This is a genomic window from Mixta mediterraneensis, from assembly GCF_014946725.1.
Taxonomy (GTDB): domain Bacteria; phylum Pseudomonadota; class Gammaproteobacteria; order Enterobacterales; family Enterobacteriaceae; genus Pantoea; species Pantoea mediterraneensis.
In genome coordinates, this window is the sequence record NZ_JACFXY010000005.1 from 270381 (window position 1) to 291505 (window position 21125).

The 21125-nt window shown below is 51.4% G+C and carries 22 protein-coding genes; 9 read left to right on the plus strand and 13 right to left on the minus strand.

Annotation, left to right across the window (positions count from 1 at the left end; all coding sequences use genetic code 11):
• Window positions 1–65 precede the first annotated feature (65 nt).
• Window positions 66–1823, plus strand: a complete 1758-nt coding sequence (locus tag H2P46_RS11725; RefSeq protein WP_193405224.1) for a sulfite reductase subunit alpha — start codon at window positions 66–68, stop codon at window positions 1821–1823.
• A 136-nt stretch (window positions 1824–1959) separates the two neighbouring features.
• Here H2P46_RS11725 and sspB read toward each other — a convergent pair whose 3' ends face one another.
• From sspB to zapE, 5 genes are all read right to left on the minus strand, one after another.
• The gene (sspB, locus tag H2P46_RS11730; RefSeq protein WP_193405225.1) at window positions 1960–2445 is read right to left on the minus strand and encodes a ClpXP protease specificity-enhancing factor; all 486 of its coding nucleotides are present in this window, start codon (window positions 2443–2445) and stop codon (window positions 1960–1962) included.
• A gap of 3 nt (window positions 2446–2448) precedes the next feature.
• The gene (gene sspA, locus H2P46_RS11735) at window positions 2449–3090 is read right to left on the minus strand and encodes a stringent starvation protein SspA (protein WP_193405226.1); all 642 of its coding nucleotides are present in this window, start codon (window positions 3088–3090) and stop codon (window positions 2449–2451) included.
• Window positions 3091–3419: 329 nt separating this feature from the next.
• Window positions 3420–3812, minus strand: coding sequence for a 30S ribosomal protein S9 (rpsI, locus tag H2P46_RS11740; protein WP_193405227.1), 393 nt, complete (start codon window positions 3810–3812; stop codon window positions 3420–3422).
• 15 nt (window positions 3813–3827) lie between these two features.
• A complete protein-coding gene (gene rplM / locus H2P46_RS11745) occupies window positions 3828–4256 on the minus strand; it encodes a 50S ribosomal protein L13 (RefSeq protein ID WP_067427471.1) in 429 nt (142 codons plus the stop codon).
• 235 nt (window positions 4257–4491) lie between these two features.
• Window positions 4492–5619: a cell division protein ZapE gene (zapE, locus tag H2P46_RS11750; RefSeq protein WP_193405228.1), complete on the minus strand. Its 1128-nt coding sequence runs from the start codon at window positions 5617–5619 to the stop codon at window positions 4492–4494.
• Between the two features lie 178 nt (window positions 5620–5797).
• On the opposite strand from zapE, the gene zapG reads away from it, so the two are divergent.
• The 3 genes from zapG (at window position 5798) to degS (ending at window position 8837) form a co-directional block, all read left to right on the plus strand.
• Window positions 5798–6202: a Z-ring associated protein ZapG gene (gene zapG / locus H2P46_RS11755; protein WP_193405229.1), complete on the plus strand. Its 405-nt coding sequence runs from the start codon at window positions 5798–5800 to the stop codon at window positions 6200–6202.
• Window positions 6203–6312: 110 nt separating this feature from the next.
• Complete coding sequence (gene degQ, locus H2P46_RS11760) at window positions 6313–7686, plus strand: serine endoprotease DegQ (protein WP_193405230.1); 1374 nt, start codon at window positions 6313–6315, stop codon at window positions 7684–7686.
• Between the two features lie 89 nt (window positions 7687–7775).
• Window positions 7776–8837, plus strand: a complete 1062-nt coding sequence (gene degS, locus H2P46_RS11765; protein WP_193405231.1) for an outer membrane-stress sensor serine endopeptidase DegS — start codon at window positions 7776–7778, stop codon at window positions 8835–8837.
• A 152-nt stretch (window positions 8838–8989) separates the two neighbouring features.
• Here degS and epmA read toward each other — a convergent pair whose 3' ends face one another.
• The 4 genes from epmA to efp all read right to left on the minus strand — a co-directional run bounded on the left by epmA (window position 8990) and on the right by efp (window position 11335).
• A complete protein-coding gene (epmA, locus tag H2P46_RS11770; protein WP_193405232.1) occupies window positions 8990–9967 on the minus strand; it encodes an elongation factor P--(R)-beta-lysine ligase in 978 nt (325 codons plus the stop codon).
• A gap of 378 nt (window positions 9968–10345) precedes the next feature.
• Window positions 10346–10480, minus strand: coding sequence for an entericidin A/B family lipoprotein (locus H2P46_RS11775; protein WP_193405233.1), 135 nt, complete (start codon window positions 10478–10480; stop codon window positions 10346–10348).
• Between the two features lie 102 nt (window positions 10481–10582).
• The gene (locus H2P46_RS11780) at window positions 10583–10714 is read right to left on the minus strand and encodes an entericidin A/B family lipoprotein (RefSeq protein WP_193405234.1); all 132 of its coding nucleotides are present in this window, start codon (window positions 10712–10714) and stop codon (window positions 10583–10585) included.
• Window positions 10715–10768: 54 nt separating this feature from the next.
• A complete protein-coding gene (efp, locus tag H2P46_RS11785) occupies window positions 10769–11335 on the minus strand; it encodes an elongation factor P (RefSeq protein WP_193405235.1) in 567 nt (188 codons plus the stop codon).
• A gap of 43 nt (window positions 11336–11378) precedes the next feature.
• Between efp and epmB the strand changes: the two genes are divergently transcribed.
• A complete protein-coding gene (epmB, locus tag H2P46_RS11790) occupies window positions 11379–12407 on the plus strand; it encodes an EF-P beta-lysylation protein EpmB (RefSeq protein WP_193405236.1) in 1029 nt (342 codons plus the stop codon).
• Between the two features lie 55 nt (window positions 12408–12462).
• Here epmB and H2P46_RS11795 read toward each other — a convergent pair whose 3' ends face one another.
• The 4 genes from H2P46_RS11795 to H2P46_RS11810 all read right to left on the minus strand — a co-directional run bounded on the left by H2P46_RS11795 (window position 12463) and on the right by H2P46_RS11810 (window position 15710).
• The gene (locus H2P46_RS11795; protein WP_193405237.1) at window positions 12463–12816 is read right to left on the minus strand and encodes a DUF4156 domain-containing protein; all 354 of its coding nucleotides are present in this window, start codon (window positions 12814–12816) and stop codon (window positions 12463–12465) included.
• Between the two features lie 193 nt (window positions 12817–13009).
• A complete protein-coding gene (gene groL / locus H2P46_RS11800) occupies window positions 13010–14659 on the minus strand; it encodes a chaperonin GroEL (protein WP_193405238.1) in 1650 nt (549 codons plus the stop codon).
• A gap of 48 nt (window positions 14660–14707) precedes the next feature.
• Window positions 14708–15001, minus strand: a complete 294-nt coding sequence (locus tag H2P46_RS11805; RefSeq protein WP_193405239.1) for a co-chaperone GroES — start codon at window positions 14999–15001, stop codon at window positions 14708–14710.
• A gap of 244 nt (window positions 15002–15245) precedes the next feature.
• Window positions 15246–15710, minus strand: coding sequence for an FxsA family protein (locus H2P46_RS11810; protein ID WP_193405267.1), 465 nt, complete (start codon window positions 15708–15710; stop codon window positions 15246–15248).
• 344 nt (window positions 15711–16054) lie between these two features.
• Here H2P46_RS11810 and aspA point away from each other — a divergent pair, with 344 nt between their 5' ends.
• From aspA to H2P46_RS11830, 4 genes are all read left to right on the plus strand, one after another.
• Window positions 16055–17491 carry an aspartate ammonia-lyase gene (gene aspA / locus H2P46_RS11815; RefSeq protein WP_193405240.1) on the plus strand — a complete coding sequence of 479 codons (1437 nt, stop codon included), beginning with the start codon at window positions 16055–16057 and terminating at the stop codon, window positions 17489–17491.
• Window positions 17492–17595: 104 nt separating this feature from the next.
• Entirely contained in the window at window positions 17596–18897 is a 1302-nt protein-coding gene (locus tag H2P46_RS11820; RefSeq protein WP_193405241.1) for an anaerobic C4-dicarboxylate transporter, read from the plus strand.
• Window positions 18898–18972: 75 nt separating this feature from the next.
• Window positions 18973–19287, plus strand: coding sequence for a divalent cation tolerance protein CutA (cutA, locus tag H2P46_RS11825; RefSeq protein ID WP_193405242.1), 315 nt, complete (start codon window positions 18973–18975; stop codon window positions 19285–19287).
• Window positions 19263–20963: a protein-disulfide reductase DsbD gene (locus H2P46_RS11830; protein ID WP_193405243.1), complete on the plus strand. Its 1701-nt coding sequence runs from the start codon at window positions 19263–19265 to the stop codon at window positions 20961–20963. Before cutA ends, H2P46_RS11830 begins: the two co-directional genes overlap by 25 nt.
• Window positions 20964–21125 lie beyond the last annotated feature (162 nt).

Consider the following 21125-nt stretch of genomic DNA (forward strand, 5'->3'; position numbering starts at 1 on the left):
ACAGGCTCCTGACCTACCTGCAGCGCGAACTATGACGGATAAAACGGGATTGAGTAAAAGCACCCATGAAAATTCCTTACATTCCTGAAGATGCGCCGTTTAATGGTGATCAGAAATATTGGCTGGCGGGATTTCTCGCCGGTCTCCACTCCCGTCTGTTAGTGTTAGAAGACAAGCAGCAGGTCGCGGCCGGTACTGGCACAGCCGCCACAACCCAGCTGCATATTCTGTACGGTTCCCAAACCGGCAACGCAGAAGCGCTGGCACAAACTGCGGCTAAATCAGCCCGTGCTAAAGGGCTGGTGCCGGTCGTTCAGGCGCTGGGTGAAGTCGATCTGGAAGTGTTCGCCACAATGCGCCATGTGCTGATCGTCACCTCGACCTATGGTGAAGGTGAGATGCCAGACAACGCGCAGCTGTTCTGGAATGCTATCTCTGCCAGCACCGCGCCACGTCTGGAAGAGATGCACTTCGCCGTGTTAGCCATTGGTGATACCGGCTACGATGGGTTTTGCCAGGCCGGTAAATTTATTGATATGCGTCTGGAGCAGCTGGGTGCGAAGCGTGTGGTTGAGCGTATTGATTGCGACATCGATTATGAAGAGCCCTCTAGCGAATGGCTGAATAACTCAATGCCGCAGTTTGCAGCAAGCGCTGGTAGCAGCGGCACCGTGCTGGAAAGCGCACCAGAAGCCCCGGTAATCCCCGGCAGCAATAAATCCAATCCTTATGCTGCCGCGCTGGTGACCAATAAGCGCCTGTCGGGTGAGCAGTCCGCGAAAGACATTCGTCACTTTGAATTTGATTTGACCGATAGCGGCCTCAAATACGAAGCGGGCGATGCGCTGGGCATTATTCCTGTCAACGATCCTTCGCTGGTTAGCCTGCTGCTGACGCAGTTAAATGCGGATTATCAGACACCGGTTCCAGGTTTCGACAGAAATTTGGGCGATCTGCTGACCTATCAGTTTGAAATTTCAGAACCGTCACGCAAGCTGATTGAGTGGGTAGGTCAAAACACCACTAATCAGGAATTGCGTCACGTTTTACAGCATGACGATAAAGATGCACTGAGCGTTTGGTTGTGGGGCAAGGACACGCTGGATCTTCTGCAACTTGAGCTGACGCGTTCGCTGTCGGTGCCTGAGTTTGTTGCTCTGCTGCGTCCATTGCAGCATCGCGCTTACTCCATCTCTTCCAGCTCGAAAGCACATCCAAATCAGGTGCATTTGACGATAGCCTCTGTGCGTTATCACAGCGGTGGGCGTAACCGCAGCGGTGTCTGTTCGACCTATCTGGCCGAACGTGTGCGTCGCGGTGAAAAGCCGGCCATCTTCATTTCGCCTAATAAAGCCTTCCGCGTGCCGCAAAATGCAGATGCGCCGCTGATCATGGTTGGACCGGGTACGGGTATCGCGCCATTCCGTGCTTTCCTGCAAGAGCGCCAGGTAACAGGTGCGGCGGGTAAAAACTGGTTATTCTTCGGCGATCAGCACCAGGAGCACGACTTTGTTTACCGTGAAGAGCTGACTGAATGGCAGCAAAGCGGCCTGCTGACCCGCCTTGATCTGGCATTTTCACGCGATCAGGATAAGAAAATCTACGTGCAGAGCCGCATGCTGGAGCAAGGTGCAGAACTCTATGCCTGGCTGCAGGAAGGGGCATATTTTTATGTATGTGGCGATGCGTCACGTATGGCGAAGGACGTCGATAATGCGTTGTATGAAGTGGTTCGTCAGTATGGCGGCCTTTCAAGCGAGCGCGCTGCGGATTACATCGATCAGCTGAAAAAAGAGAAGCGCTACCTGCGTGACGTTTATTAATCGCTAGCGCTGTTAATCAGTACAAAAATCCGGGTAACGCGAGTTCCCGGATTTTTTGTTGTAATGCATTTCATTCACAACAGGCACAAAAAAATGCCCATCAATAATTGATAGGCATTCCATGTTATTTTTTAGCTTATTTCACTACCCGCAGTGAAGGTCGCCCACCACGCGGCGGTGGATCATCATCAGGCGGCGTTTCATCATCGCTGGCATCGTCAGGACGATCGCCATCAATAACGGACATGACAGTCTCTTCCTGTTCTGCTGAATCTTTCTGGCTGGAAAGTTCATAAGCAGGTTCAGGTTCGAACATGGTGCCAGCGCCGTTTTCACGCGCATAAATTGCCAGAATCGCTGCCATCGGCACGTTTACCTGACGCGTAACGCCACCAAAACGTGCGTTGAATGACACCTGATCGTTGGATAAATTCAGATTGCCGACCGCGCGTGGCGCGATGTTGAGAACAATCTGTCCATCTCGCGCGTACTCAAGCGGTACCTGAACGCCAGGCAAATTAATATCAACCACCAAATGCGGCGTTAACTGATTGTCGAGCAACCAGTCATAGAAAGCGCGTAGCAAATAGGGACGACGAGCAGTGAGTTGCGACATTTCCATACGTTAGCCCCGGGCGTGCAGGCGCATTTCACGTTCGGCTTCGGTCAGTGAAGCAAGGAATGAGTCACGCTCAAATACGCGATTCATATAGCCTTTCAGCTCTTTCGAACCTGAACCAATCAGATCAATACCCATTGATGGTAAACGCCACAGCAGCGGAGCCAAATAGCAGTCAACCAGGCTAAATTCTTCACTCATAAAGAAGGGGGTACGCCCAAACAAGGGTGCAATCGCCAGCAGCTCTTCACGCAACTGCTTGCGTGCTGCTTCAGCTTCCTGACCCGTGCTGTTCTCAACCTTTCTCATCAGGCTGTACCAGTCCTGCTCAATGCGGTGCATCATCAGGCGGCTTTCACCACGCGCAACCGGGTAAACCGGCATTAACGGCGGATGCGGAAAACGCTCATCCAGATATTCCATGATGATACGCGATTCATAAAGCGTCAGCTCACGATCTACCAGCGTCGGCACTGTGCGATACGGGTTGAGGTCAATCAGATCCTGCGGCAGGTTATCCATTTCGACCTGCTCGATCTCTACGCTGACACCCTTTTCCGCCAGGACAATACGCACCTGGTGGCTGAAAATGTCAGTAGGACCAGAAAACAGCGTCATTACCGAACGTTTGTTGGCAGCGACAGCCATGAAAACCTCCAAGTTTGTTCACAAAAAGTTACTGCGAATAGCCAACCACTCGGCGACTCACCTGCTTATAGAACTCGCACGCAGCCCGCGTTAGCTGCGTCGTACTGACGTCCCAACAGCGGGGAAGCGCATAACGCGCCGGCTCAACGGGCGCAAAGTGACACAGAGTTTACCAGATTTTAAGCAGCTTGTGGGCGAGGATTGAATTTTTGCGGGCATTTTGCGAGCGATGTTGACGTTTTAACGTGAGTTTATGTAAAACGCTCAAAAGTAAAAAACCCGCCGAAGCGGGTTTTTTGTGCCAACTGACACTGCCGAAGCAGCAACAATTAACGTTTGGAGAACTGCGGACGACGGCGTGCTTTACGCAGACCGACTTTCTTACGTTCAACCTGACGCGCATCACGGGTAACGAAGCCCGCTTTACGCAGATCGGCACGCAGTGACTCGTCGTATTCCATCAGAGCGCGGGTGATACCGTGACGGATCGCACCGGCCTGACCAGAAATACCACCACCTTTAACAGTGATGTACAGATCCAATTTACCAACCATATCAACCAGCTCCAGCGGCTGACGCACGACCATGCGTGCAGTCTCGCGACCGAAGTACTGCTCCAGAGAGCGCTGGTTAATAACGATGTTTCCGCTACCCGGCTTGATGAAGACGCGTGCGGATGAGCTTTTGCGGCGACCAGTGCCGTAGTTTTGAGTTTCAGCCATTGCCTTTAATCCCGATTAAATGTCAAGAACTTGCGGTTGCTGTGCCGCATGGTTGTGCTCGTTGCCCGCGTAAACTTTTAGTTTACGGTACATAGCACGACCCAGCGGGCCCTTCGGCAGCATGCCTTTAACCGCGATCTCAATCACACGCTCAGGACGGCGAGCAATCATCTCTTCAAAAGTCGCCTGTTTGATACCACCGATGTGACCAGTGTGGTGATAGTAAATCTTGTCAGAGCGCTTGTTGCCGGTTACAGCAACTTTCTCAGCGTTCAAAACGATGATGTAATCACCGGTATCAACGTGCGGCGTATATTCCGCTTTATGCTTACCACGTAGACGGCTGGCCAGTTCAGTCGCCAGGCGACCTAAAGTTTTGCCAGTTGCGTCAACAACATACCAGTCACGTTGGACGGTTTCTGGTTTAGCTGTAAAAGTTTTCATCGAAAAGCTTACCCAAATTAAGTTACACGTTGGTGAAATCCCAAACGCTTAAGTAAACGATTGAGGCTCACACGACCATTTTGACCAGCAAGCCACCCCTTCGGATAGAGTTACTGGAACACAAAGGATTCGGGAAAAAATCCGTTTGCTGTAACGTGGGGTCGCAAGATTATAGAGAAGTCGATGACAAAAATCGAACCCTATTTCAGCATTTATCCACTTTATTGTTTATTGCTTAAGGCAGATGCGGCAAACGCAGATACTCCTCACTTTGCATTTCCTGCAGGCGCGACAGACAGCGCTGATATTCAAACTTCAGACGCGTTCCCTGATAAATTTCAAATAATGACGTTTCCGCTGCCACAACCAGTTTGACGTGGCGCTCATAAAACTCATCAACCAGCGCGAGAAAACGACGCGCCTGATCTTCGGTTTTATAAATCATCACCGGCACGTTATACAGCAATACGCTGTGGAAACGGCGCGACAGCTCAATATAGTCATGTTGACTACGGCCTTCGCCACACAACGTAAGGAAGTCGATCGCCAGCACGCCTTCGCTGACGCCAAGTGTCGTCATAGTGCGATGATTAATTTCCAGCACGGGTGCGTCTTTTCGCTGGCTACCCGAAAGACCCTGAAACATATATTCCATAGCCGCATACGTTTCTTCATTGAGCGGAAACTTCCACAGATGCGCAGAGGTTAACGTACGCAGACGGTAATCGATGCCCGCGTCCACGTTCATTACGTCGCAATGCTTTTTTATCTGTTCAATCGCGGGCAGAAAACGGGCGCGCTGCAGGCCGTTTCGATACAGCTCGTCTGGTGGAATATTTGATGTGGCAACCAGCGCAATGCCCCGTTCGAACAGCGCTTCCATTAACGTGCCAAGCAGCATGGCATCGGTAATATCCGAAACGAAAAATTCATCAAAGCAAAGAACATCGGTTTCCGCTTTGAAGCGATCGGCAATGATTAACAGTGGATCGCTTTGTCCTTGCAGCATCGTTAACTCTTCGTGTACCCGCAGCATAAATCGATGAAAATGCAAACGAAGTTTACGGTTGCCAGGAATAGACTGAAAAAACAGATCCATGACCCAGGTTTTACCGCGGCCCACACCGCCCCACATATACAGCCCGCGCACAGGCGGCTGTGCTTCACTTTTCTCTTTGCCCAGCAGCTTTGACAGACGGCCAAACAGGCCCTGAGCGGTTGGCGCTGAGGTTTGCTGACGCGCCACCAGCCCTTGTTGGAGCATGTCTAATCGCGTGATCGCTTCGCGTTGTACGTCATCGGGCTTAAAATCGCCTTGCGATAGCGCCTGCTCATAACGTGCAAGCGGAGATGAAGTTTGCATTGTTCTCTCACAGTCCCTGAAATTTGTCTTATTCACACAGCAGTTGTCGAAAAAAAGGCCGCTCTACACTAAGCCATGCCGCTCCAGAGTTCCACATCCATAAGATTAACGGGTATAGTGGCTACTATTGAAAAGGTGCACTGCCCTACGGAACAACGGAAATTACACGGGAGTCATTATGACCTGGGAATACGGGCTAATTGGTTTAGTTGTAGGTATTATTGTCGGCGCGGTTGTAATGCGTTTTGGCAACAAGAAGTTGCGTGAGCAACAGAGCATGCAATATGAGCTTCAAAAGACAAAAGCAGAACTGGCGGATTACCGCGAAGAGCTGACCAATCACTTTGCCCAGAGTGCTGAGCTGCTGGATAACATGGCGCGTGATTACCGTCAGCTATATCAGCACATGGCTAAAGGCTCAAACGACTTGCTGCCCAATCTGCCGGGCGAGAAAAACCCGTTTGCTTATCAGCTGACCGAAGCGGAAGCCGATAACGATCAAGCGCCGGTCCAGATACCGCGTGATTATTCGGAAGATGGCGCGTCCGGTTTATTACGGAGTGACCGCGCAGCACGCGATTAATCTTTTTGGGGCGCAGCAAGCCTGCGTCCTTTGTTTCTGCGAACCCTGGCCTCAAACGACTGTCACACTCTTTTATTCCTCCCACTTTTTGCAGCGAGAGCGTTGTAGCAATGAAAAAACAAGCACGACTGTTTAGCGCATTAGCCTTGAGTATTGGGATAAGCCTTGCCGCCGCACCAGGTGCGATGGCGACGCTGCCAGCACAAATTCAGGGTCAGCCGCTTCCAAGCCTGGCGCCGATGCTGGAGAAAGTGCTGCCCGCTGTGGTGAGCGTTCACGTTGAAGGCACCCAGACTGACGCCCAGGGCCAGGATATTCCTGAGCCGTTAAAACGTTTCTTTGGCCAAATGCCGGGTAACAATAATCAACCTCAGCTCTTTGAAGGGTTAGGGTCTGGCGTCATTATTGATGCGGCCAAAGGCTACGTATTGACCAATAATCACGTGGTAAATGGCGCCGACAAGATTAACGTCCAGCTCGGTGATGGCAGCGAATATGACGCTAAACTGATTGGTCATGATGAGCAAACTGACATTGCGCTAATACAAATCGAAGGCGCGAAAAACCTGACCCAGATAAAAATGGCTGATTCAGATCAGCTGAAAGTGGGTGATTTCGCCATCGCCATCGGCAATCCATTTGGTTTAGGCCAGACGGCAACCTCAGGCATTATTTCTGCGCTGGGCCGCAGCGGTCTGAATCTTGAAGGTTTGGAAAACTTTATCCAGACAGATGCTGCAATTAACCGCGGCAATTCAGGCGGCGCGCTGGTAAATCTGAACGGCGAACTTATCGGCATTAATACCGCCATTCTGGCCTCAAGCGGCGGCAACATCGGTATCGGTTTTGCTATTCCAGCCAATATGGCAATGAATCTGGCGCAGCAGCTGATCAAATATGGCGAAGTAAAGCGCGGCCAGTTAGGCATTAAAGGCACGGAAATGACCGCCGATATGGCGAAAGCCTTTAAGGTTGATGCGCAACGTGGTGCCTTCGTTTCAGAAGTTCTGCCCCAATCAGCGGCGCAAAAAGCGGGAATTAAATCCGGCGATATTATTACTTCGGTAAATGACAAGCCCATTACCAGCTTTGCCGAGTTGCGCGTCAAAATTGGCACCACTGCGCCGGGTGAACACGTAAAACTGGGTCTGCTGCGTGAAGGTAAGCCCTTAACGGTGAACGTCACGCTGGAGCAAAGTGCACAAACAACCGCCAGCGCCCAGTTGATGTCTCCGGCCTTGCAGGGAGCCACGCTAAGCGATGGGCAAACGAAGACCGGTGATAAAGGCGTGCAGGTCGATACCATCGAAAAAGGCACGCCAGCCGAACAGGTTGGCTTGCAGAAAGATGATGTGATCGTTGGCGTCAACCGCAACCGCATTCAGTCCCTTGCAGAAATGCGTAAAGTATTGGCAGGTAAACCGCCAGTACTGGCCCTGAATGTGGTGCGTGGTGACGAAAGTATTTATCTGCTACTGAGATAAACCGCCTGTTACGACGGACACAAGCGCGTGTGTGTCCGTCGCTCTCATGTTATTCTCACCAGCGATCTTCTCTGGCGTGATTTAACACCATGTTTCTTAAACTTTTGCGTTCAGTGGTGTTGGGCCTGATTGTTGCGGGTATTTTACTTGCAGCCTTGCCTGCACTGCGTATGGGCAGCGACGCCCTGCATATTCAGGCTGACAGTAATAACGAATCCCCCTTTAGCTTTAATCAAGGGGTGCGTCGTGCCGTGCCTGCGGTTGTCAACGTTTACAACCGCAGCGCCCACGGCAACAACAATCGTGGCATCACCACGCTGGGTTCTGGCGTGATCATGAATGCAAAAGGTTACATCCTTACTAATAAGCACGTTATTAATAACGCCGATCAAATTATCGTCGCGTTACAGGATGGCCGCTTCTTCGAAGCCACATTGATTGGCTCCGATGCCATGACCGATTTGGCAGTGTTAAAAATTACTGCGTCAAGTCTGCCCGTCATCCCTATCAACCCGAAACGCATTGCCCATATCGGTGACGTAGTGATGGCGATTGGTAACCCTTACAATCTTGGTCAAACCGTGACGCAAGGCATTATCAGTGCAACGGGCCGTGTAGGGTTAAGTTCCTCCGGCCGCCAGAATTTTCTGCAAACCGATGCTTCAATTAACCAGGGTAACTCCGGCGGTGCGCTAATTAATTCGCTGGGCGAACTGATGGGCATCAATACGTTAACGTTTGATAAGAGTAATGACGGTGAAACCCCAGAGGGGATTGGCTTTGCTATCCCCACCGCGCTGGCGACAAAAATCATGGACAAGCTGATCCGCGATGGTCGCGTCATTCGTGGTTATATCGGGATTACAGGTCGTGAATTGCCGCCATTACATGGACAAGGCAGCAACCTTGATCGCGTGCAAGGCATTATTGTCAGCGTGGTGACGCCAAATGGCCCGGCCGATAAAGCCGGTATTCAGGCCAATGACGTATTACTGAACGTCAATGGCAAACCGGCGGTTTCAGCGCAGGAAACGATGGATCAGGTAGCAGAAATTCGCCCTGGATCGATGATTAATGTGCAGGTTTTACGTAACGATAAAAAACTTACGCTGCCGGTAATGATTCAGGAGTTTCCAGACAGCAGTAGATAGTGCGGTAAAAAACGCGTTGAATCAGCCAGTTCGCTAATCATAGTGCGGTCGATCGTAAAGGAACCTGATCTCCTGGATATCGACCTCGCCATAGCCGGACGCCTTACCCTTCAGTGAGCGATTTCTTTTCGTCCCGCGCAGAGATGCCGCAGTTAACAGCGTTCCACCGGAAAAGCGATAACTTCACTTAACGATTCCGCTTTCAGTGCCAGCATAATCAAGCGATCCACGCCCAGCGCCACACCCGAACACGCCGGCATCCCATGCGCCAGCGCGTCCAGTAAATAAGTATCAACCGGATGCTGTGGCAAGCCACGGGCAGCACGGCGGCGATTATCCTGCTCAAAACGTTGTCGCTGCTCACGGCTGTCGGTCAATTCACGGAAACCATTCGCCAGTTCAATGCCCTTGTAATACACCTCAAAACGCTCTGCTACGCGATGATCTTCTGTACTGATCTCCGCTAACGCCGCCTGGCTCGCCGGAAAGTGATAAACAAAGCACGGCTTCTCCTGACCAATTTTGGGTTCAACGCCCAGCATGAACAGCAGCATCAGCAGCGTATCGCGATCGTCTTCTGCACGTGCCAGCTCGCCCTCGCCCAGTTTCTCTGCAACTTCACGCAGCTGCGCTTTGTCGGCTGACAGCGGATCGATTTCAAGGTGACGAATAAAAGCCTGTTGGTATGAAAGCGATTCGGCGCTGTCGCATTCCAGCACCTGCTGCATCAAATCATCGACTTCATTCATCAGGCGATACATATCATAGTGCGGGCGATACCACTCCAGCATAGTGAATTCAGGATTGTGATGGCGTCCGGCTTCTTCATTGCGGAAACTGCGCCCCATCTGATAAATCGGACCGCTACCTGCCGCCAGCAGGCGCTTCATATGATATTCCGGGCTGGTCATCAGCCAAAGATCGCGCCCTTGCGCAGCACCAGGCCCCACAAATCGCGTCTGGAAAGGCACCAGATGAACGTCAGTAATGGTTGCCTGACTCATGGCGGGCGTATCAACTTCTAATACGCCACGATCGGCAAAAAAACGCCGTATTTCCGCTACGATAGCGGCGCGTTTCAACAAATTAGCAATGGGTGCGCTAGGTTGCCAGCTTGCCGTTTCGCTCATGATGATGACTCCTGATACAGATAAGGGAGGGAAGTCTACCCGTATTGCCTGTAGCAAACAATCTCATGCCGACGCCGTCAAAAATCCGCTGATCCTCTGCTTTAAGCGGTTAAGTCACACCAAACCGCCCATGCCAGCATTAGCGATTTTTTCCGTGGCCCAATATAACCTCGCCTGATTAAATCCTTGTCATACGCCGGTATACGGCCCAAAGAGAATGATTCAGGCATTCTGCCGCCAATGCCTCAGCTTACCGGCATAAAGCAAAAACAGCTTAGCAGGCACGTCAGGTCGGTCTCCCGACAGATAAGTTAATGCAGATAACGTAGCGAAACGAAAGAAGATCCGGTACGAAACCGTGTTTCGCACCGGTTGATATTACTGAGTGCTGCGCTGAATAGCCTGGCCGCCCGCCTCTACATCTTCCCCCACGCCACGCGTAGTGTTACAAGCCGACAGCAGTGAAGAGAGCACCAGTACAGAGAAGATCGCGACAATACTTTTCTTTAACATGGTAATTTCCTTTTTTGGTTGCAGTAAAAGTACAGCGTTTTAAGCATAGCCCGAATTCGAGGTGCTGCTGCTACCGGTACAACAAAAGGAAAGAGTGAAAAATTAGTTTGCTGCGCGCGAAATGGCGCCACCTAAATGGGAGACATCTTCGCCAAAACCGTGGAATGTGTTGCAGGCGCTCAACGCGGAGGAGACCAGCAACGCGAACGCGATAAATTTTGCCAGTTTTTTCATTTTTTCTTAACCCACGCAGTAAAAAGCGCACCGAATGATGCGCTTTTTAGGGACTTATTTTACGCGTGACACATATTCGCCAGAGCGCGTGTCAACTTTAACCACTTCGCCCTCTTGAACGAACAATGGCACTTTCACCACAGCACCGGTTGACAGCTTAGCTGGCTTACCGCCAGTCCCTGCGGTATCACCTTTCAGGCCAGGATCGGTCTCAACGATTTCTGCTTCGATAAATTTCGGTGGCTGAACCGCGATTGGGCGGCCGTTCCACAGCGTCACGATACATTCAGCATTGTCCTGCAACCATTTCGCTGCGTCAGCAACCGTCTTATCTTCAACCTGGAATTGCTCGAAGCTTTCCGGGTGCATAAAGTGGTAAAACTCACCGTCGTTGTACAGATAGTTCAGATTGGTATCCATAACGTCTGCGCCTTCGGCAGAGTCGGTGGATTTGAACGTTTTCTCAACGCGGGAACCCGTCAGCAGGCGACGCATTTTAACGCGCGCAAAAGCCTGACCTTTGCCCGGCTTAACGAACTCACTGGATTCGATGGCATACGGCTCGCCTTCGAACATGATTTTAAGACCGGGACGGAAATCGTTGCTAGAATAAGTCGCCATGAAGGCCCTCTACGAAAATTGATACTGGTACTTAGCCAAAAAAATGGCACACATTGTAACCCTAAATACACCTTCCAGAGAAGATTGGTTGCAGCAACTTGCTGATGTTGTCACTGAACCTGATGAATTACTGCGAATTTTAGCCCTTGATCAGCATGCAGAACTGGTACAAGGTGCAGAAGCGCGGCGCCTTTTTGCGCTGCGCGTGCCGCGTGCGTTCATTGCCCGAATGAAAAAAGGGGATGGAAACGATCCGCTGCTGTTGCAGGTACTGACCAGTCGTCAGGAATTCATTGATGCGCCAGGTTATAGCACCGATCCGCTGGATGAACAAAGCAGCGTTGTGCCCGGTTTACTACATAAGTATAAAAACCGTGCGCTTTTACTGGTAAAAGGGGGCTGTGGGGTAAATTGTCGCTACTGCTTCCGCCGCCATTTTCCTTATCAGGATAACCAGGGCAATAAACGCAACTGGCAGACTGCGCTGGATTATATTGCAGCCCACCCGGAACTGGATGAGATCATTTTCTCCGGTGGCGACCCGTTAATGGCAAAAGATCATGAACTGGCATGGCTGGTTAACGCGCTGGAAAATATTCCACACCTGAAACGTCTGCGTATTCACAGCCGTCTGCCCGTAGTGATCCCCGCCCGCATCACCGAGTCATTATGCCATCTGTTGGGTGAAACGCGCTTGCAGGTTCTGCTGGTCTCACATATCAATCATGCGCAGGAAATAGATGATGATCTGTACGACGCAATGCACAGGCTAAAACGCGCAGGGGTAACATTACTCAACCAAAGCGTACTGCTGCGTGGCGTTAACGATAAGGCGCAAACGCTGGCTGCTTTAAGCAATGCGTTGTTCGACACCGGTATACTGCCCTATTACCTGCACGTGCTGGACAAAGTGCAAGGCGCAGCACATTTCTTTGTTTCTGATGAAGAAGCGCGAGCGCTAATGCGTGATTTATTGCCGCTGGTATCAGGGTATCTGGTGCCGAAGCTGGCACGCGAAATTGGTGGAGAGCCGAGCAAAACCCCGCTCGATCTGCAATTACGACAGGAATAAAAATGGCCGGCGTAACATCCGGCCATCTGCAACAGATCTTCGCATAAAATTATGCCTAGCTTTGCGGGCATTTATACACTTGACCACTCATTTTGCTGTCGAGCGGGGCAAAGGCTGACAGCAGATTCTGTGTCGGGCTGGTTGCGCCATAAATGATGTTGCCCCCCATTTCCGCAGCGCGATTACGCAAATCGTTAGCGGCGCCACGCAGTGCGCTGGTATCGCCGCCTGCACCACTCAGCCAGTTGCTTTGTGAGCCGGTAATATTCCCCAGAAGCTGACATTCGCTGCCGGGTTGCTGATCGGTAAAGGTGACTCGTTGACCGCCAGCAGATAATTGAGTTGAGCTGCTACAGCCCGCCAGCAATAACGCGCCAGCCGCCAGTCCGAGCAAGAGGTTAATCCGCATTGTAATCCCCATTTATTATCATCAGTTTTGGGTGGCAGCGTAGCAGAAAAGCGCACTTTTTTTCTGAACATTCATTGCCCTAATCCCGTTAAGCCGAACTATTGCGCCACTACTTATACTATTTTCCGTCCCAAAAGAAAAACCCCCGACCGTTTCCGATCGGGGGTTTCGCGACTTAAGCAGTCAACGGCAATTACATCATGCCGCCCATACCGCCCATGCCACCCATACCGCCAGCACCCGCACCTAAATCAGGCGCATCGCCTTTTGGCAGGTCGGTGACCATACACTCGGTGGTGATCATCAGACCAGCCACAGAAGCCGCGTACTGCAGCGCAGAACGGGTCACTTTGGTTGGATCCAGGATACCGAAGTCGATCATGTTGCCATATTCTTCAGTCTGCGCGTTGTAACCGTAGTTACCGTCACCCGCTTTCACATTGTTCGCAACCACTGAAGGCTCTTCACCGGCGTTAGATACGATCTGACGCAGCGGCGCTTCCATTGCGCGCAGCGCAACTTTAATACCGACGTTCTGGTCTTCGTTCTGACCTTTCAGATCGGTCAGCTGTGCGGCAACGCGAACCAGCGCCACACCACCACCTGCAACCACGCCTTCTTCAACGGCTGCGCGGGTCGCATGCAGGGCATCTTCAACGCGGGCTTTTTTCTCTTTCATTTCAACTTCAGTTGCTGCGCCCACTTTCAGAACGGCTACGCCGCCTGCCAGTTTCGCTACACGCTCCTGCAGTTTTTCTTTGTCATAATCAGACGTTGCTTCTTCGATCTGCTGACGAATCTGGGTAACACGGCCCTGGATTGTCGCTTCTTCGCCCACACCATCAATAATGGTGGTGGTATCTTTGTTGATAACAACGCGTTTTGCCTGACCCAGATCTTCCAGCGCTGCTTTTTCCAGCTCCATGCCGATCTCTTCAGAAATCACGGTGCCGCCAGTCAGAATAGCAATATCCTGCAGCATAGCTTTACGACGATCGCCGAAGCCCGGTGCTTTAACCGCAGCCACTTTCACGACGCCACGCATGGTGTTAACCACCAGCGTTGCCAGTGCTTCACCTTCAACATCTTCAGCGATGATCAGCAGGGGTTTGCCCGCTTTCGCGACGGCTTCCAGTACTGGCAGCATTTCGCGGATGTTAGAGATTTTTTTGTCAGCTAACAGAATGAATGGGCTTTCCAGCTCAACCGCACCCGTTTCTGGCTTGTTAATGAAGTACGGAGAGAGGTAACCGCGGTCAAACTGCATACCTTCAACCACATCCAGCTCATCTTGCAGACCGGTGCCTTCTTCAACGGTGATGACGCCTTCTTTACCCACTTTTTCCATCGCCTGAGCGATCAGTGTACCAACGCTTTCATCAGAGTTAGCAGAAATAGTCCCTACCTGCGCGATTGCTTTTGAATCAGAGCAAGGTACAGACAGCGTTTTCAGCTGCTCAACAGCTGCGGTAACCGCTTTGTCGATGCCGCGCTTCAGATCCATTGGGTTCATGCCCGCAGCTACCGCTTTCAGGCCTTCGTTTACAATAGACTGAGCCAGTACAGTTGCGGTGGTGGTGCCGTCGCCTGCCGCGTCATTCGCTTTAGAGGCCACTTCTTTCACCATCTGCGCGCCCATGTTTTCGAACTTGTCTTCCAGCTCAATTTCACGCGCAACAGAAACACCATCTTTCGTGATAGAAGGTGCACCAAAAGATTTGTCCAGCACGACATTACGGCCTTTTGGACCCAAGGTAACTTTTACTGCATCTGCCAGTACGTTTACGCCACGCAGCATTTTTACGCGTGCGTCATTACCGAATTTTACGTCTTTAGCTGCCATTTCAAATATCCCTTAAATTCGTTTCGTTCAGTGAATTACGCGTAAAGATTACGCCTCAACAATTGCCAGAATGTCGCTCTCAGAGATAATCAGCACTTCTTCATTGTCGATTTTCTCGGTTTTTGCGCCGTAACCTTCGTTAAAAATGACTACGTCACCCACTTTCACGTCCAGTGGCTTAACTTCGCCGCTTTCCAGGATACGGCCATTGCCGACTGCCAGCACTTCAGCACGCGTCGATTTTGCCGCTGCTGAGCCGGTCAGAACGATGCCGCCAGCTGATTTGGATTCAACTTCTTTACGCTTGACGATAACGCGATCGTGCAATGGACGAATTTTCATTTGATAGCTCTCCTTTGAGAAGTCCAATCATTCATTTTGGGGTTGAACGCCGGGCTGCATGGCTACCGGCTTGTGACGAGAGAGGTAGGGGCGGGATCGGAGGCTTTCAAGTGCCCAAACGACAAATTTTTTACTTAAATGTGATAACTGGTCACTTTTCATCCAATTCACGCCCTGTTCACACGCAAATGTGGGCTGGATAAACAAAAAACGCGACATCTCTGTCGCGTTTTTACCGTTTCATCTATTCACGATCGTTGGGATCGTCTTTGTACTCTATCCCGTCACTATTCTTGCGCTCAAATTCGCCATCCATAGTGTAACCACTATCGGGTCCCGCACCCGGCCCACGCCAGACGCGCAGGTGGGGCATCAGTTTAAGCGTCAAATGCTTCTGCACTGGTGGCAACAGCAACAGCAAACCAAGAAAGTCCGTTAAAAAACCGGGGAGTAACAGCAAGAAACCAGAGATGATCAGCGAAACGCTTTTAATCATCTCCCTGGCTGGGCTTTCATTACGCGCCAGTTTCTCCTGCATCATCATGAAATTCTTCATGCCCTGATTTTTCACCAGCGACACACCAACGCAGGAAGTAAAAATCACCAGTAACAAGGTGAATAGCACACCAATGACGTGCGCAACCTGGATAAATAGCGATATTTCAACCCAGGCCAAAACGAATAAGATCACTAACGGTAACCAGCGCACCGGGTACTCCTGTAAGTTGTGGCCGCCCGGCATCATACCAGGCAGCAAAAAACCTTCATCAAAATGATGGTATAAAAAAGAGATGGGCACCTGCCGTTACAATTTCAACCGATCCCGCCAAATTTTCATGCTGGCGTTAATTTTGTGACCAACTTCGCATATCGTTAAGCTGGGGCCATCGGTAAGGCGATCTGCATTCACGCTTTGCTGACGCATCAGAATATGATCGTGCTCACTCGCCCGAATACGGATAAAATATCGGTTCTGGCATTCCACGACAAAATAAATCACATCTCCTGTGTTAGTTAGCGGCAATTCATAGCGACAACAATAAGAAGGTTATCATGGCGGACAACATTCGTATCGAAGAAGACCTATTAGGTATGCGCGAAGTGCCAGCAGACGCCTATTATGGCGTTCATACTCTGCGTGCGATTGAAAATTTCTCTATTAGCAGCAGCAGAATCAGCGATATTCCTGAGTTCGTTCGCGGCATGGTGATGGTAAAGAAAGCGGCAGCAATGGCCAATAAAACGCTAAAAACCATTCCGCGCAATATTGCTGATACCATCATTCAGGCTTGCGATGAAGTCCTGAATAACGGTCGTTGCATGGATCAGTTCCCGGTTGACGTCTATCAGGGCGGTGCTGGCACCTCGGTGAACATGAACACCAATGAAGTGCTGGCGAATATCGGCCTGGAATTGATGGGACATCAAAAAGGCGAATACCAGTATCTGAATCCCAACGATCACGTGAATAAATGCCAGTCAACCAATGATGCCTATCCAACCGGTTTCCGCATCGCGGTTTACAGTTCAATCCTGAAGCTGCTCGACGGCATCAACCAGCTAAGCGAAGGTTTTCAGCATAAGGCTGATGAGTTCCAGACTATCCTGAAGATGGGTCGCACTCAGTTGCAAGATGCCGTACCAATGACGCTCGGTCAGGAATTCCATGCCTTTAGCGTGCTGTTAAATGAAGAGACCAAAAGCATTTTGCGCACGGCTGAATTGCTGCTGGAAGTCAACCTCGGGGCGACGGCCATAGGAACACGCCTGAATACGCCGGACGGTTATCAGCATCTGGCTGTGCAGCATTTGGCGGAGGTCAGTAAGCTGCCCGTCGCGCCAGCTGAAGATTTGATTGAAGCCACCTCCGACTGCGGCGCTTACGTTATGGTGCACTCTTCGCTTAAACGTCTGGCGGTTAAGTTGTCCAAAATTTGTAATGACCTGCGCCTGCTTTCATCCGGCCCACGGGCAGGACTAAACGAAATTAACCTACCGGAACTGCAAGCGGGTTCGTCGATCATGCCAGCTAAAGTCAACCCTGTCGTACCGGAAGTGGTGAATCAGGTGTGCTTCAAAGTAATCGGTAACGATACCACTGTCACCATGGCGTCAGAAGCAGGTCAGCTACAGCTGAATGTGATGGAGCCGGTGATTGGTCAGGCGCTGTTCGAATCCGTCAGCATCCTGACCAACGCCTGTTATAACCTGCTGGAAAAGTGCATTAAGGGGATCACCGCCAACAAAGCAGTGTGCGAAGCATACGTATTCAATTCTATTGGTATTGTGACTTACCTTAATCCATATATCGGCCATCACAACGGCGACATCGTTGGGAAAATCTGTGCAGAAACCGGAAAAAGCGTGCGTGAAGTGGTGCTGGAACGCGGCCTGCTGACTGAAAGTGAGCTGGACGATATTTTTTCGGTACAGAATCTGATGTACCCGGTTTACAAAGCTAAGCGCTATACCGACGAAAACGAGCAGTAAAGCGTAAAATTTTCCTTGAAGACACATCGCGATCAACGTGGCGTGCCTTTTTTTTTGCCAGGCTACACGCCATTTTTAGCAGATCGTCCCTGGGGAGTGACAGGATGATATTCTTTGAACTGTTCATAGTTTTACTGGCAATCTGGTTAGGCGCGCGTTTGGGCGGCATTGGCATTGGTTTCGCCGGTGGCTCAGGCGTATTGATCCTGACGTTATTTTGCGGCATGAAGCCCGGCGTGATCCCCTTTGACGTCATTGAAATTATCATGGCGGTCATAGCCGCGCTTGCGGCTATGCAGGTGGCGGGCGGCATGGACTATCTGGTCAATCTTGCCGAGCGCCTGCTGCGCCGCCCTCCTCGCTATGTCACCTTTCTCGCGCCGCTGGTCACTTACGTGATGACGCTGTTGGCAGGCACCGGCCATACCGCGTTCTCTACGCTGCCCGTGATAGCCGAAGTTGCCAAAGAGCAAGGCGTGCGCCCTTCCCGGCCGCTATCCATTGCTGTGGTGGCGTCGCAAATTGCCATTACGGCTTCGCCGACCTCCGCTGCGGTGGTATTTTTCGCTACGCTGCTTGAGCCGCGCGGCGTCAGTTATATCGCGCTGCTGGCGGTGGCGATTCCTTCCACGATGGTTGGTATTTTTCTCGCCGCCCTGCTCACCAATTTCCTCGGAAAAGAGCTGAAAGATGATGAAGTTTATCAGGCACGTTTAGCCAAGGGAGAAGTGAGTCTGCGTGGCACCAGCGTATTCACCGCGAAGCCTGGCGCGAAAAAATCGGTTCTGTTGTTTTTGATCGGCATTGTGGCCGTGGTTTTCTACGCCACTGCCACGAGCGAAAGCGTCGGCCTAATCGCCAGTCCTGTGTTGCCGCGTAACGAAGCCATTGTGGTGTTTATGCTGACCATCGCGACACTAATCAGCTTAACCTGCAAAGTGGATAGCGGTGAAATCCTCAGTGCCAGCACGTTTAAATCCGGTATGAGCGCCTGTATCTGCGTGATGGGCGTCGCCTGGCTGGGTGACACTTTTGTTAAAACACACCTTAACGATATTCAGGCAGTAGCAGGTAATATGCTGCAAACCTACCCGTGGTTACTGGCGCTGGTGCTGTTCTTTGCCGCGACGCTACTTTATTCACAGGCAGCCACCACCAAAGCCTTGATGCCCGCCGCGCTACTGCTCGGGGTTTCGCCGCTCACGGCTATTGCTTCATTCGCCGCCGTTTCGGCCCTGTTTGTTTTACCGACCTATCCTACTTTGTTGGCCGCGGTCGAAATGGACGACACCGGTTCCACCCGCATTGGCAAGTATGTGTTTAATCACTCCTTTATTATTCCCGGCGTGGTTGCCATTGCGCTTTCCGTCCTGTTCGGCTTTATATTTGGCGGGCTTGTTTTATAGCACCGTTACAACCTGTAAACCTTGTCGCCCGCTGAGCGTGCTATTATCGGCGCTCTTTTATTCAGGAGCCGCGTGATGAATGCTGTCGTAATCCTTTGCACCGCCCCCGATCAGCCTTGTGCGCAACAGCTTGCACAACAGGCGTTGACTGCCAAACTGGCAGCCTGCGTTACGCTGCTTCCTGGCGCGACCTCTTACTACATCTGGCAGGGCAAGCCCGAACAGACGAATGAAGTGCAGATGCTGCTGAAGTGCGACAGCGCTCACCAGCAAGCACTGATGGATCTGCTTAAGCGCGCGCATCCTTACGATGTGCCCGAACTGCTGGCGCTGTCGGTTCAACATGGAGACAGTGAATACTTGTCATGGCTGCACGCATCTCTCGCCTAATAGCGCTGTGTTTCGCATTGCTTATCTGCCTGCAGGCGCAGGCTTCGCTTTTTTCTCCAAACAGCACCAGCCGTTTTGTGCCGGTCGATCAGGCATTCTCTTTTGATTTCAATCAGCAAGGCTCACAGCTCACGCTGAGCTGGAAGGTAAAATCTGGCTATTATCTTTATCGCCAGCAAATTCACGTCACGCCACAAAAAGCACGGATCGCACCGCTGAATTTGCCGCCTGGACAGCCGCATAAAGATGAGTTCTATGGAAAAAGCGAGATCTATCCAACGGACGTAACGGTGCCGATCACGCTGCATCAGGCCACACAGGGGGCAACTGTCAGTGTTACGTATCAGGGCTGCGCGGCCGCCGGTTTCTGTTATCCACCAGAAACGCGTACTGTTCCGTTAAGTGCAGTTGCGGCTAACAGCGCACTGCCCCATGTCAGTGCGCAACCAGCTCTCGCCAGCCCGCTGCCGTTTTCACCCCTGTGGGCTTTGTTGATTGGGATTGGCGTGGCGTTTACACCTTGTGTGCTGCCAATGTACCCGCTGATTTCGGGGATCATCCTGGGTAGTCAACGCAACTATTCGCTGGGTCGATTGTTCGCCCTGGCAATGGTGTACGTGCAAGGTATGGCACTGACTTATACGCTGCTGGGTGTGATCGTAGCGGCGGCCGGATTACGCTTCCAGGCCGCGTTACAGCATCCTTATGTGTTGATGGGATTATCAGGGCTGTTCATCATTCTGGCGCTGTCGATGTTTGGCCTGTTTTCTTTGCAGCTACCGGCAAGTTTGCAAACGCGGCTGACGCTATGGAGCAATCGTCAGCAGGGCGGCGCGTTAACTGGCGTGTTCCTGATGGGCGCGCTGGCAGGATTAATTTGCTCGCCCTGCACTACCGCGCCGCTCAGCGCCATCCTTCTTTATATTGCGCAAAATGGAAATCCCTGGGCCGGCGCCGGAACGTTGTGGCTGTATGCGGTTGGCATGGGTTTGCCGTTAATTGCGGTAACCATGTTTGGCAATAAGTTGCTGCCGAAGAGCGGCCCGTGGATGCAAACGGTTAAAGAAGGATTTGGTTTTGTTATCCTGGCTTTGCCAGTGTTTTTGCTGGAACGGATAGTGGGTGACATCTGGGGATTACGCCTGTGGAGCATACTTGGCGTAGCCTTTTTCGTATGGGCATTTAGCGTTAGCCTGCGCAACGGAAGTGGCAAATGGCGAGTAGTACAGATCCTGATGCTTGCCGCAGCCTTAATCAGTGCGCGTCCTTTGCAGGATTGGGCTTTCGCGAGCAATACTTCGCAACAAAGCATCACGCGTCTACCTTTTACGCCGGTTCACTCAGCTTCCCAGCTCGACACGGCTTTACAACAGGCGCAAAACCGCATCACTATGGTCGATCTTTATGCCGACTGGTGCGTGGCCTGTAAAGAATTCGAAAAATATACGTTTAGCGATCCATCGATACGCGATGCACTGAGCAAGGTGCAGTTGCTGCAAGCTAATGTCACCGCTAACAGCCCCAGCGATAACGCATTATTGCAGCATCTCCAGGTGCTGGGCTTGCCAACCATTCTGTTCTTCGACGCGAAAGGGAAAGAAATTCCCAACTCGCGTATCACGGGATTTCTCAATGCTGCTGACTTCCGTGCGCATTTGCAGAAACTCGACCCGTAAACAAAACTGGTGTCAGGACACCGCCCGCGCATCACTACGGGCTCGCAGATCAGAGGAGAATCACTTGCAACGTGAACAAATACTCGAGCATGCGTGTCGCTACCGATGTAAAACTGGCCCACCTGCCGATGTAAATCTGACCCACCTAGGGTAAAAATGGCA

What these genes read in the sequence shown, in the direction of transcription:
- H2P46_RS11725 (WP_193405224.1), top strand. Translation starts at nt 66, where the DNA reads ATGAAAATTCCTTACATTCCTGAAGATGCGCCGTTTAATGGTGATCAG.
- sspB (WP_193405225.1), bottom strand. Translation starts at nt 2,445, where the DNA reads ATGGAAATGTCGCAACTCACTGCTCGTCGTCCCTATTTGCTACGCGCT.
- sspA (WP_193405226.1), bottom strand. Translation starts at nt 3,090, where the DNA reads ATGGCTGTCGCTGCCAACAAACGTTCGGTAATGACGCTGTTTTCTGGT.
- rpsI (WP_193405227.1), bottom strand. Translation starts at nt 3,812, where the DNA reads ATGGCTGAAACTCAAAACTACGGCACTGGTCGCCGCAAAAGCTCATCC.
- rplM (WP_067427471.1), bottom strand. Translation starts at nt 4,256, where the DNA reads ATGAAAACTTTTACAGCTAAACCAGAAACCGTCCAACGTGACTGGTAT.
- zapE (WP_193405228.1), bottom strand. Translation starts at nt 5,619, where the DNA reads ATGCAAACTTCATCTCCGCTTGCACGTTATGAGCAGGCGCTATCGCAA.
- zapG (WP_193405229.1), top strand. Translation starts at nt 5,798, where the DNA reads ATGACCTGGGAATACGGGCTAATTGGTTTAGTTGTAGGTATTATTGTC.
- degQ (WP_193405230.1), top strand. Translation starts at nt 6,313, where the DNA reads ATGAAAAAACAAGCACGACTGTTTAGCGCATTAGCCTTGAGTATTGGG.
- degS (WP_193405231.1), top strand. Translation starts at nt 7,776, where the DNA reads ATGTTTCTTAAACTTTTGCGTTCAGTGGTGTTGGGCCTGATTGTTGCG.
- epmA (WP_193405232.1), bottom strand. Translation starts at nt 9,967, where the DNA reads ATGAGCGAAACGGCAAGCTGGCAACCTAGCGCACCCATTGCTAATTTG.
- H2P46_RS11775 (WP_193405233.1), bottom strand. Translation starts at nt 10,480, where the DNA reads ATGTTAAAGAAAAGTATTGTCGCGATCTTCTCTGTACTGGTGCTCTCT.
- H2P46_RS11780 (WP_193405234.1), bottom strand. Translation starts at nt 10,714, where the DNA reads ATGAAAAAACTGGCAAAATTTATCGCGTTCGCGTTGCTGGTCTCCTCC.
- efp (WP_193405235.1), bottom strand. Translation starts at nt 11,335, where the DNA reads ATGGCGACTTATTCTAGCAACGATTTCCGTCCCGGTCTTAAAATCATG.
- epmB (WP_193405236.1), top strand. Translation starts at nt 11,379, where the DNA reads ATGGCACACATTGTAACCCTAAATACACCTTCCAGAGAAGATTGGTTG.
- H2P46_RS11795 (WP_193405237.1), bottom strand. Translation starts at nt 12,816, where the DNA reads ATGCGGATTAACCTCTTGCTCGGACTGGCGGCTGGCGCGTTATTGCTG.
- groL (WP_193405238.1), bottom strand. Translation starts at nt 14,659, where the DNA reads ATGGCAGCTAAAGACGTAAAATTCGGTAATGACGCACGCGTAAAAATG.
- H2P46_RS11805 (WP_193405239.1), bottom strand. Translation starts at nt 15,001, where the DNA reads ATGAAAATTCGTCCATTGCACGATCGCGTTATCGTCAAGCGTAAAGAA.
- aspA (WP_193405240.1), top strand. Translation starts at nt 16,055, where the DNA reads ATGGCGGACAACATTCGTATCGAAGAAGACCTATTAGGTATGCGCGAA.
- H2P46_RS11820 (WP_193405241.1), top strand. Translation starts at nt 17,596, where the DNA reads ATGATATTCTTTGAACTGTTCATAGTTTTACTGGCAATCTGGTTAGGC.
- cutA (WP_193405242.1), top strand. Translation starts at nt 18,973, where the DNA reads ATGAATGCTGTCGTAATCCTTTGCACCGCCCCCGATCAGCCTTGTGCG.
- H2P46_RS11830 (WP_193405243.1), top strand. Translation starts at nt 19,263, where the DNA reads ATGGCTGCACGCATCTCTCGCCTAATAGCGCTGTGTTTCGCATTGCTT.